Source organism: Pseudomonas sp. NY15364, from assembly GCF_048068235.1.
In the GTDB taxonomy this organism is placed as follows: Bacteria; Pseudomonadota; Gammaproteobacteria; order Pseudomonadales; family Pseudomonadaceae; genus Aquipseudomonas; species Aquipseudomonas mendocina_D.
In genome coordinates this window covers 1-10,944 of record NZ_JBLUPX010000058.1, presented here as the reverse complement: position 1 = coordinate 10,944, position 10,944 = coordinate 1, and the positions used below count along the sequence as shown (strand labels likewise).

The window sequence follows — 10,944 nt, the reverse complement described above, 5'->3', positions numbered from 1 at the left end:
TACCTCATCGCCGTGAGGATCGCAGTTATCCGCGAGCGGTCAAACCCAAGCCGTCCAAGTATCCGACCAGAAATAAAAATGCCAGTCAGCTTAACTGACTGGCATTAGCCTATGGCTCCCGTTTTTTATTGCTACCAGCAACTTTGCGGGGAAGAGCTTGAAAGCCGCGACAGCATTAAAAGCTCGCCGCTAAAGCGCCTCCCACAACTTACTGCGCCTCGCTCTCCTTGACCCGGAACCACGCCGCATACAGCGCCGGCAGGAACAGCAGGGTCAATGCCGTGGCCACCACCAGCCCGCCCATGATGGCCACCGCCATCGGCCCGAAGAATACGCTGCGCGATAGCGGGATCATCGCCAGCACCGCCGCCAGGGCGGTCAGAACGATCGGCCGGAAGCGGCGCACCGTCGCCTCGATGATGGCGTGCCAGCGGTCCAGGCCGTGGCTGATGTCCTGCTCGATCTGATCGACCAGGATCACCGAGTTGCGCATGATCATCCCAGCCAGGGCGATGGTGCCGAGCATGGCGACGAAGCCGAACGGCTGGCGGAAGATCAGCAGGAACAGGGTCACGCCGATCAGGCCCAACGGCGCGGTAAGAAATACCATCGCCGAACGCGAGAAGCTTTTCAGCTGCAGCATCAGCAGCGTCAACACCACCACGATGAACAGCGGGATACCTGCGTTGACCGACTTCTGTCCGCGCCGGGAATCCTCAACCGTGCCACCGACCTCCAGCAGATAACCCGCAGGCAGCTCGGCGCGGATCGGGTCGAGCGTCGGCAGGATCTGCTGGGTCAGGTTGGCCGGCTGCTGCTTGCCATAGACGTCGGCACGCACGGTGACGTTGGGCAGACGGTTGCGGTGCCAGATGATGCCTTCCTCGAAGCCGTACTCCAGGGTCGCCACCTGCGACAGCGCCACACTGCGACCGCTGTCGGTCGGCACCGCCAGGCTCGGCAGCAGGCTCAGCGCCTTGCGCTCCTGCGGCGTGCCGCGCTGGAGAATCTCGATCAGCTCATTACCTTCGCGATACTGGCTGACACTGGTACCGGACAGCGAACCCTGCAGGAAACGCGACAACTCGGCGGTGTTGACGCCCAGCGCGCGGGCGCGGTCCTGATCGATATTGAGGATCACCACCTTGCTCGGCTCCTCCCAGTCCAGGTGCACGTTCACCACATGCGGGTTCTCGCGCACCTTGTCCGCCACCTGACGGGCCAGCGCGCGCACCTCGGCGATGTGCTCACCGCTGACGCGGAACTGAATCGGGTAACCCACGGGCGGCCCGTTCTCCAGGCGGCTGACGCGACTGCGCAGGGTCGGGAACTCGTCGTTCATCACCTTGATCAGCCAACCACGCAGGCGTTCGCGCTCATCAATGCTTTTGGCCAGTACCACGAACTGGGCAAAGCTGGCCGCCGGCAACTGCTGATCCAGCGGCAGGTAGAAACGCGGCGATCCCGTGCCGACGTAGGCCACGTAGTTGTCTATGCCGGGTTGCTCCTTGAGCAGTTTTTCCAGGCGATGCACCTCGGCTTCGGTGGCGCTCAGCGAAGCGCCCTCCTCCAGCTTGATGTCGACCATCAGCTCCAGGCGCCCGGAGGCCGGGAAGAACTGTTGCGGCACGAAACGGAACAACAGCACCGACGCAACGAACAGCGCAATGGTCAGCAGGATCACGATGCCGCGACGGCGCACGCACCACTCCACCGTGGCGCGAACGCGGCGGTAGAACGGCGTCGAATAGGGGTCATGACCTGAATCGCTGCCGCCGTGCTTGGCAGCGTGCAGTTTGGCCAGATCCGGCAGCAGCTTGTCGCCCAGATAGGGTACAAACATCACTGCCGCGATCCATGAGGCGATCAGCGAAATGGCCACCACCTGGAAGATCGAGCGGGTGTACTCACCGGTACCGGACTGCGCAGTGGCGATGGGCAGGAAACCGGCAGCGGTGATCAGGGTGCCGGTGAGCATGGGGAAAGCCGTACTGGTCCAGGCGAAACTGGCCGCTTTGAAGCGGTCGTAACCCTGCTCCATCTTGATCGCCATCATCTCCACCGCGATGATCGCGTCGTCCACCAGCAGGCCGAGGCCGAGCACCAGCGCCCCGAGAGAAATCTTGTGCAGGCCGATTCCGAGGTAGTACATGGCGGCGAAGGTCATAGCCAATACCAGCGGGATCACCAGCGCCACCACCAGGCCGGTGCGCAGACCGAGGGAGAAGAAGCTGACCGCGAGCACGATCACCAACGCCTCCACCAGCACCTTGACGAACTCGCCCACGCCGGTCTTCACCGCCGCCGGCTGATCCGACACCTTGCGCAGCTCCATACCCAGCGGCAGCGTCTGTTGCAGACGGGCGAACTCTTCTTCCAATGCCTTGCCCAGCACCAGGATATCGCCGCCGTCCTTCATCGATACGGCAATGCCCAGGGCGTCCTCGCCCATGAAACGCATGCGCGGCGCGGGTGGGTCGTTGAAACCGCGCTTGACCTCGGCAACGTCAGCAATGCGGAAGGTGCGATCAGCAACGCGAATGGGAAAATCGCGGATTTCCTCCACCGACTCGAAACGCCCAGTCACGCGCAACTGAATACGTTCGCTGGGGGTCTCGAAGAAGCCGGCAGCGGCTACCGCGTTCTGCGCCTCCAGCGCCTGTTGCACGGCAGACAGTGGCAAACCGAGGGTGGCCAGCTTGGTGTTGGACAGTTCGATCCAGATCTTCTCGTCCTGCAGCCCCACCAGCTCGACCTTGCCCACATCCTTGACCCGTTGCAGTTGCAGCTGCAGACGGTCAGCGTAGTCCTTGAGCACCGCGTAGTCGAAACCGCTACCAGTCAGCGCATAGATGTTGCCGAAGGTGGTGCCGAATTCATCGTTGAAGAACGGCCCCTGGATACCGGGCGGCAGCGTGTGGCGAATGTCGCTGATCTTCTTGCGCACCTGGTACCACAGCTCGGGAATCTCGGAGCTGCGCATGGAGTCGCGCGCCATGAAGGTGACCTGCGACTCTCCCGGGCGGGAGAAGCTGGTGATGCGGTCGTACTCGCCGGTCTCCATCAACTTCTTCTCGATGCGCTCGGTGACCTGGCGCGATACCTCTTCGGCGCTGGCGCCCGGCCAGTTGGTGCGGATCACCATGGCCTTGAAGGTGAACGGCGGGTCTTCACTCTGGCCCAGCTTGGTGTAGGAAAGCGCCCCCACCACGGCGAACAGCAGCATGATGTAGAGGACGATCTGGCGATGACGCAGCGCCCAGGCAGACAGGTTGAAGCTCATGCGGGCTTACTCCTTGGCTGCCAGTTCGACGTTGCGATTGTCCCGATCAACCGGGCGAACCTGCTGGCCTTCGCGAAGAATCTGCACCCCGGCGGCGACTACCCAATCGGAAGCGGTCAGCCCCTCCAGCACCGGCACACGGTCATCACCATAGGCACCGATACGCACCGGACGGCGCTGCACGCGGTGTTCCTTCGGATCGACGACCCAGACGAACGCCTGATCCTGCTCGGCGCTGAGTGCCGACAGCGGTACCGCCAGCGGTACCTCGCCATTGCTGGCGATGAACACCCGCGCGCTCTGCCCCAACTCAGCCGGCACCTTGCCTTCGGTGAACGCGACACGTGCGGCGAAAGTGCGCGACTGCGGATCGGCCGCCGGGGCCATCTCGCGGATGCGGCCGGGGAAGCGCTGATCAGGCTGCGACCACAGTTCGACCTCGACCACCTGACCAATTTCGAAGCGACCAAAGCTCTGTTCCGGCAGGCTGATCGACACCTCGCGTTCGCCGTCGGCAGCTAGTGTGAACACCGTCTGACCAGCCGCCACCACCTGCCCCACCTCGACCGCACGACGGGCGATCACGCCGTCCTGCGAGGCCCGCAGCACGGCATAGTCGGTCTGATTGCGGGCCACGTCGTACTCGGCCTTGACCTGCTTCAAGCGTGCTTCGCCGGAACGGTATTGGTTTTCGACGTTGTCGAACTGCGAACGGCTGACCAGATTGCGCTCGAGCAGCTTCTTGTAGCGCTCACGCTCGGCACGCACGGTTTGCAGGTTGGCCTCGGCTGCCGCCATCTGCGCGCGAGTGGCCTCCAGTTGCAGACGCACGTCCTGTGGATCAAGTTCGGCCAGGGCCTGATCCTTCTTCACCCGGTCACCGACATCCACCGTGCGCTTGCTCACCTTGCCGGCGATACGGAAGGCAAGCTCCGGCTCGTAGCGGGCGCGCACCTCCCCCGGATAGCTGTCGACCAGCGCCGTAGCGGGCTGCGGCTGCACCACCATGGCAGGACGGATCGGCTGCTCCGCCTGTTCACCGTTACCACAGGCAGACAACAGGAAGACGAGACCCAGAGAAGCAACGAGCGGGAGAACATGGCGAGACATGTGTAAGACCTTTCAGAGAAGGTTTGGAATATTTGTACTGGCGGGTATAGTAAAAATAGCAAACTCGCCAGTCCAGTATTAAAATCCGCCAATGCCTGACAAGTTGTTACAACCTTCCGGCCCCGGTCGTCCGAAAGACCCCGCCAAACGTCGCGCCATCCTCGAGGCGGCCAAGAGCCTGTTCCTGCGTAATGGTTATGACGGTAGCAGCATGGACGCCATCGCTGCCGAAGCGGGTGTTTCCAAGCTCACGGTGTACAGCCACTTCACCGACAAGGAGACCCTGTTCTCCGCGGCGATCAAGGCCAAATGCGAAGAGCAACTCCCCGAACTGTTGTTCGAGCTACCGGAGAACGTACCGCTGGAAAGCCAGCTAATGGGCATCGCGCGCGGCTTCCTGGCGCTGGTCAATAGCCGCGAATCAGTGGAAATGCACCGGATGATGGTGAGCCTGGCCAGTCAGGGCTCCAAGCTGTCGCAGATGTTCTACGAAGCCGGCCCGAAACGGGTGCAGGATGAGATGGAAGTGCTGCTGCACAAAGCGGCCCAGCGCGGACTGCTGAGCTTGGACAATCCGCACCTGGCCGCCGACCATTTCTTCAGCCTGCTCAAGGGCGGCGCGCATTTCCGCCTGCTGATCGGCTGTGGCGAGCCGCTTGAGGGTGAAGCCGCGGAACATCATGTGCAGGACGCGGTACAGCTGTTTCTGCGCGCTTACCGACCCTGAACCGGGGAGGCGCTACGCGCTGGCTTCCAGCTTCTTCTTCGGGTAGATGTCGTAACGGCTCGACTTGCCTTCCAGCACATAGCCCGGCTTGCTCCCTTCAATGGCCGGCGCCTTGCGTGGGCGCTTGACAACCACGCGATGAGTGGCCAGCGCCAGCGCCGCTTCGAGCAACGCCGGCGCATCCAGATCATCACCGACGAACGGGCGGAACAGGCGCATTTCCTTCTTCACCAGCGCACTCTTGTCACGATGCGGGAACATCGGATCAAGGTAGATCACCTGCGGTGCCTCGTCCTGCCAGTTGCGCATAAGCTCGATGGCATTTCCGGTAAGCAGGCGCATGCGCGCGACGATGGGCGCCACATCGAAATCCAGCGCCGCCCGCTGCAGGCCGTCTTCCAATAGCGCAGCGACCAGCGGCTGACGCTCGATCAGGGTCATCTCGCAGCCCAGGCTGGCCAGCACGAACGAGTCACGCCCCAGCCCCGCCGTCGCGTCGAGAATCCGTGGCCGAATGCCCGATTGCACGCCTACGGCCTTGGCAATCATCTGCCCACTGCCGCCGCCGAACTGGCGGCGATGCGCCGCCGCCCCCTCGACGAAATCCACCCGCACCGGACCAGGCGCCTTGTCGCCCAGCTCGACCAATTGTAGCCCGTCGTCACCCAGTTGCAGAGCGAACTCAGTCTCGCCCTCCTGCGCCAGGCCCAGACGTGACGCCCACCGGGCGGCCGCTTCGGCGTACTGAGGATGCAAGGCTTGGATGCGAATGCTGGCGTTGTGCCGCTCGTCGGTCATTGGCTCGTTCTGCTCAAAAATCACTCAAAGCACCGGCCACTCGGCCGATATCGAAGAAGCGGCATTCTGCCAGACCCGGCCGCCGACAGCCGCATCGAGAGTGAACATGTTCGACGCCCTCTCCGCTCCACGCCCAAACAGCAGCCCCACCAGCGCTCGTCCTCTCGATGAAGAACTCGACCGCGCGACGCACGAATCCATCAACTATCAGATTCTGCGCCGCACCCTGGGTATCGAAGACGAGCAGAAGCCCGGTGAGATCGCTCGTGAGCTGCGGGAAACCGCCGAGCCACCTGCCGTGCCCAGCAGCGCCGCCGTGGTCAGCCAGGCGGTAATCGACCAACGCGGTCTGGAACTGAATGTCAGCGTGGGCCAGGCGCCCCAGCAGGTCGACCCGCTGGTGCTGGATATGGCTGGCAACGGCTTCTCTACCAGTGGTCTTGGCCGTCCGGTGCGTTTCGATCTGGATGCCGACGGCCGTATGGATTCGATCAGCGCACCCACCGGTGACGATGCGCTACTGGCGCTGGATCGCAACGGCAATGGACGCATCGACGATGGCCGCGAACTGTTCGGCGATCAGCATGGGGCTGCCAATGGCTTCGCCGAACTGGCACGCTTCGACGATAACGGCGACGGCCGTATCGATGCGGCCGATGCCGTGTTCGACAAACTGCGCCTGCTGCGTTTCGACGCCCAGGGCCGCCAGCAGCTGCAAATGCTCGGCGAAGCCGGCGTCAGCGCCATCGACCTGCGCGCGCGCGACGTCAGCATCGCCCTCGGCGCTTACGACCAGATCGCGCAGCTGGGTCGATTCGAATTCGCCGATGGGCGCAGCGGACAGGCAGCCGATCTGCTATTGGCCAAACGCTAGCAGGCCGTTGAAAAACGTAGCCGAGGCAGCCAGTGCAAGGCAAAAACAGGCGAAAAAGCGGAGTTTACGAGTTGTAAATGAGCATTTTGATCGGACTCGCGCACGAGCCTGTTTTTAACGCAGCAATGGCAACGCAGGTAGTTTTTCAACAGCCTGCTAGGGATGGCGAAGCTTTTTCGTTGCCGTAGGGCGGGTGCAACCCGCCATTGGCGCTATGGCGGGTTGCACCCGCCCTACAGATCGCAAGCGCGTCAGCGGCACATGCGCCACATGCCCATGTCCACGTGAAAGTGATCGCGGTGCGCAGCGTTGTATTCAGGCCCCAGGGTGACATTGAAGCTGTCACAGGCTGCTTCCTGTACCAGGCGCAGAAAGCGCGCCTTGTCGCCCTGCCCCGGCCAGTCGCGCAGCACGCTGATGTGCTGGCCGTCGCGCAGACGGAAACCGACCATGTCCAGCGCATTGGCATAGGAATGCTGGCTGGGCCGCTGACTGCCGGCAATGCTGCGACAGGCGAAACTGCCGACGTGTTCGACCCGGGTCACCGGCTGGCCGAACACTGCCTGCGCAGCCGGCTGCAGGCCATGTCGCTCGAACAAAGCGAAGCTCACCGCCAACGGGCAGGTAGCCATGAAACTGCTGCTCAGACCAACGCTGGCCCCCTGAATACGCACGGCATTTTCAATCGGGCAGCCAGGATGCGGCGTGCTGTCGGGCAGACGGGTAAAACGCAGGTCAGAAGTCGCCAAGGCCAGGTCGCATAGCTCACGATCCTCGCTCAGGCGCCAGAGTTTGAAGGGGGTCAGCAGGTTCGGCGTTTCTCGCACGTCCAGCGGCGCCCAGGGGTTGAAACGCGGCGCCACATCCAGCCAACCACGCCACAGCGCTACCAGCAACGCCGAGCCCAGTAGCACAGAGAGAAACAGCAAACGGCCGATTATCCGTATCAGCATATCCATGCTCCATCAGAGTAAGCCAAGCTGCTCCAGTTCCGGCTCCGTCTGCAACACCGGCTGTTCGGGCAGGCCGGGCAGGCGCTGCATCAGCTGCTCATGAAAACGCCGCGCCAGCTCCGGTGCCAGGCGGTTGTCCGAGGTATGGGCGAAGACATGAGGGCGCAACCCCTGTTCGATCCAGCCGGCAACCTTGTCCAGCCAGGGCCGCATGAAGGGGTCGTTGGCCAACAACTCGGGATGGCCGATGAAGCGCAACTGCGGGCTCTGACTGAACGCGGTAGGCCGAGTCGGCAAGCGCGGCTTCTTGGCTTGCGCATGCAGCACGGCGGGCTCCTGCGAATCGCAGCTGAACAGCGCACGCGAATCCAGACAGATGCGCTCTATACCACGCTCGTGCAGCAGGCGATTGAGCACGCGTTCGGCATCGCCCTTGGCGAAGAACTCCGGGTGGCGCACCTCTATCGCCAGCGGCCAGTCTCTCCACTGTTCGATGAACGCCGCCAGTTCCGCCAAGCGCGACGGACCGAAGCTGGCCGGCAGCTGCAGCCAGTATGGCGCCACCCGCTCGCCGAGCGGTGCCAGCAACTGACGAAACTGCGTGACCTCATCAAGTTGCTGACAGAGATCCTCGCTGTGACTGATGTCTCGCGGCAACTTGGCGCAGAACCGAAAGTGCGCCGGCATGGCCTGCGCCCAGCGCGCCACTGTTTGCTCGCTGGGTCTGGCATAGAACGTGGTGTTGCCTTCCACCGCGTTGAATACCTCGGTGTAGCGGCTGAGAAACTCGGTTGGCCGGGTATCCTGCGGATACAGCGTGGCGCGCCAGGCCGCTTCGCTCCAGGATGGACAACCGAGGTAATAGGGAAGCGCGGCGCTCATCGATCGGTTTAGCGGGCCTGGCTGAGAGGGTGTGAAACGGGGTTACGCGTAGAGATCGAGCCCGAGCACTTCCTGCGCATCGTAATCGCTGGCGTAAGCGGCGGTGGTGCTGTAGCTGGCCAACGCCTGAGCAGCACGGTTACTCAGCGCAGGCTGTTGATAACCGAGATCCTGCGAGCGGGTCGGCAGGCTGTCGGTGTTACTGCTGCTGGCCTGTACGCGGCGAATCTGCGGCGCCTGCTCCAGCCCCTGGCTACTGGCGGGTGCAGCCGGTTGTTCACGCTGAGCCTCGACCTCCCGCTGCGCCTCGCGATAGGGCGTGACCGCGGTGCCCGAACGGGGGCCACGATCTGGCGAGTAGGAGGGTAAGTAACCGTCGATCCGCATCTAGGACTGCTCGGTGGGCTCGGCTGAACAAGGGACAGTGCTGGCAATGTAGCGGCGGCCTGCGTCGTTGGCAAATGCCAAGGGAATACTGGCGCCAAGCATCCGACCAGCTGTCATGCCGGTGGTGCTTTCGGCGTGGCGACCTGATCACGCAGGTACACCGGTTGCGCCTGATCAGCCGGCAACGCCTCGTCACGCGCCCAGGCAAAACGAGCCAGGCTCAGCAAGTCTTCGGCATGCGGCAGCAGGCTGCCATCCATGCCCACAGGCCTGAGGGCGAGACGCGCGGCGAAGGTGCCCCAGCCCGTGCCGGCGCCGAACCACTCACCATCGCTGCCACGCGGCGCTTCAGCTTGCTCCGGCGGCAACACCGCTTCCTGGCCAAGCAGGCGCATCTCGCCGGCTTCTGCGCGGTAGCAACCCCAGTAAACCTCGTCCATGCGCGCGTCGATGGCGGCGGCAACCTGAGTCGCGCCCTGCTCACGCAGCGCGCGCTGGGCCAGCACGGCCAGATTGGAAACTGGCAGCACCGGTCGATCCAGTGCAAAGGCCAGGCCCTGTACCACGCCGATGGCGATACGCACCCCGGTGAACGCACCCGGACCACGGCCGAAGGCAATGGCATCGAGTGCCGAAGCGGCGATACCCGCCTCACCCAGCAGTTGCTGAATCATCGGCAACAGACGCTGCGCGTGCATACGCGGGGCGACTTCGTAGTGGCTGAGCACGCGACCATCATGCAGCAGCGCGACGGAGCAGGCTTCGGTGGCGGTATCGAGGGCCAGGAGAGTGGTCATTGCATTCGGACAGCTGAATAAAAAAGAGCCGGCATTAGACCGGCTCGACGACTTTTTTTCCAGCACCATGTCGGCGCCCGGCTTACGCCGAGCGACCGACGGGGATCAGCGTTGCCCTACCAAGGCTCGACTACCGGCTCGGCCTCCCAGCCTTTAAGCGGCGCCTTGGACCAGGTGCCATATCCGGCATTGGGGAACACGATCCACTCCACACCCCACTTGTCCGACTCTTCGGCAACGGTCTTGCGCTGCGCGTCGAGCGGCGTTTTGCGGAAACGCGCATCGAAGTCATGCAGCGTATCGCCCAGCAGCATGATGATCTGGTGATCGGCACTGACGATGGCGCGACGCTCGACCTTGGGCGGCCCGAGCAGCAGCACGCTCTCTTCCGATACCTGCGGCAGGCCCAGTTTGCTCAGGGTGGCCAGGGTGTATTTCTTCTGCTCGTCGGCACGATCGGAGACGTAGCGGATGGTCACGCCGAGCTTGTCGGCATGCTCGAGAAACTTCTTCGCGCCAGGGATCAGCTCCGGCGTACCGTCACGTTCCCAGGGCAGCCAGGTGTCCCAGGCATCGTACTGATGACAGTTGGCCAGATCGCGCGCCAGCAGCGCACTGTTGTCGATCACGGTTTCGTCGAGGTCGGTGACGATGGCCAGCTTCGAGGGATCCTTCGCCGCCGCCACAGCCTTGTCGAGCTTCTCAGTGGCGATGTTGTAGGCCTGCAGTTGCAGCGCCTGGACCTCCGCGGACTGCTGCTGAAAGCGCAAACCCATGGTGAATTCGGCGACGGAACAATCTTCTTTGCTGTCAGCAAATGCCAGCGGAGTGGCCAGCAGCGATACCGCAAGGCCCAGCCAGATGCGTTTCTCGGTCATTGAATGCCCTCTTCCTTATAAGTTATCGACACGCCCCGGCGCCGGCCGGAGGCTGCATCGTCGATATTAGTCGGCCCGCATTGCGCGGCCATGCTTGAGAGCGACCAGAACGTATCAGGTTCCATAAACGAACAAGGCCCCTTTAGCAGACTGTGTGAAAACGTTCTGAACTGAACCGGTTCAATACAAACGCCTCGATTGATTCGGGGCGTTTGTGTTTTTACTGGTGCAATGATGCAAAGTGCAGCGCTCAGG

The 10,944-nt window shown here is 63.0% G+C and carries 11 protein-coding genes; 2 read left to right on the top strand and 9 right to left on the bottom strand.

The window, feature by feature from the left end:
* Positions 1–208: 208 nt before the first annotated feature.
* Positions 209–3,283 carry an efflux RND transporter permease subunit gene (locus ACNFCJ_RS23540; RefSeq protein ID WP_416773829.1) on the bottom strand — a complete coding sequence of 1,025 codons (3,075 nt, stop codon included), beginning with the start codon at positions 3,281–3,283 and terminating at the stop codon, positions 209–211.
* Positions 3,284–3,289: 6 nt separating this feature from the next.
* Complete coding sequence (locus ACNFCJ_RS23535) at positions 3,290–4,393, bottom strand: efflux RND transporter periplasmic adaptor subunit (protein ID WP_416773828.1); 1,104 nt, start codon at positions 4,391–4,393, stop codon at positions 3,290–3,292.
* A 91-nt stretch (positions 4,394–4,484) separates the two neighbouring features.
* On the opposite strand from ACNFCJ_RS23535, the gene ACNFCJ_RS23530 reads away from it, so the two are divergent.
* Complete coding sequence (locus ACNFCJ_RS23530) at positions 4,485–5,120, top strand: TetR/AcrR family transcriptional regulator (protein WP_416773827.1); 636 nt, start codon at positions 4,485–4,487, stop codon at positions 5,118–5,120.
* Positions 5,121–5,132: 12 nt separating this feature from the next.
* Here the strand turns inward: ACNFCJ_RS23530 and ACNFCJ_RS23525 are convergent, their stop codons facing one another.
* Positions 5,133–5,918: a class I SAM-dependent methyltransferase gene (locus ACNFCJ_RS23525; protein ID WP_179544234.1), complete on the bottom strand. Its 786-nt coding sequence runs from the start codon at positions 5,916–5,918 to the stop codon at positions 5,133–5,135.
* A 106-nt stretch (positions 5,919–6,024) separates the two neighbouring features.
* Between ACNFCJ_RS23525 and ACNFCJ_RS23520 the strand changes: the two genes are divergently transcribed.
* Positions 6,025–6,792 (top strand): hypothetical protein, encoded by a 768-nt coding sequence (locus tag ACNFCJ_RS23520; protein ID WP_416773826.1) that lies wholly within the window; start codon positions 6,025–6,027, stop codon positions 6,790–6,792.
* A 251-nt stretch (positions 6,793–7,043) separates the two neighbouring features.
* On the opposite strand, the gene ACNFCJ_RS23515 is transcribed toward ACNFCJ_RS23520, so the two are convergent.
* The 6 genes from ACNFCJ_RS23515 to ACNFCJ_RS23490 all read right to left on the bottom strand — a co-directional run.
* Complete coding sequence (locus tag ACNFCJ_RS23515; RefSeq protein WP_416773825.1) at positions 7,044–7,745, bottom strand: extensin family protein; 702 nt, start codon at positions 7,743–7,745, stop codon at positions 7,044–7,046.
* A gap of 12 nt (positions 7,746–7,757) precedes the next feature.
* Positions 7,758–8,627: a DUF72 domain-containing protein gene (locus ACNFCJ_RS23510; RefSeq protein WP_416773824.1), complete on the bottom strand. Its 870-nt coding sequence runs from the start codon at positions 8,625–8,627 to the stop codon at positions 7,758–7,760.
* A gap of 42 nt (positions 8,628–8,669) precedes the next feature.
* Positions 8,670–9,014 carry a hypothetical protein gene (locus tag ACNFCJ_RS23505; RefSeq protein ID WP_106734408.1) on the bottom strand — a complete coding sequence of 115 codons (345 nt, stop codon included), beginning with the start codon at positions 9,012–9,014 and terminating at the stop codon, positions 8,670–8,672.
* Between the two features lie 113 nt (positions 9,015–9,127).
* The gene (gene tsaB, locus ACNFCJ_RS23500; protein WP_416773823.1) at positions 9,128–9,811 is read right to left on the bottom strand and encodes a tRNA (adenosine(37)-N6)-threonylcarbamoyltransferase complex dimerization subunit type 1 TsaB; all 684 of its coding nucleotides are present in this window, start codon (positions 9,809–9,811) and stop codon (positions 9,128–9,130) included.
* A gap of 116 nt (positions 9,812–9,927) precedes the next feature.
* Positions 9,928–10,689: a 5'-nucleotidase, lipoprotein e(P4) family gene (locus tag ACNFCJ_RS23495; RefSeq protein WP_099525759.1), complete on the bottom strand. Its 762-nt coding sequence runs from the start codon at positions 10,687–10,689 to the stop codon at positions 9,928–9,930.
* A partial coding sequence (locus ACNFCJ_RS23490) for a hypothetical protein (RefSeq protein ID WP_416773822.1) occupies positions 10,686–10,944 on the bottom strand: 259 nt, incomplete at its 5' end. The genes ACNFCJ_RS23490 and ACNFCJ_RS23495, both read right to left, overlap by 4 nt.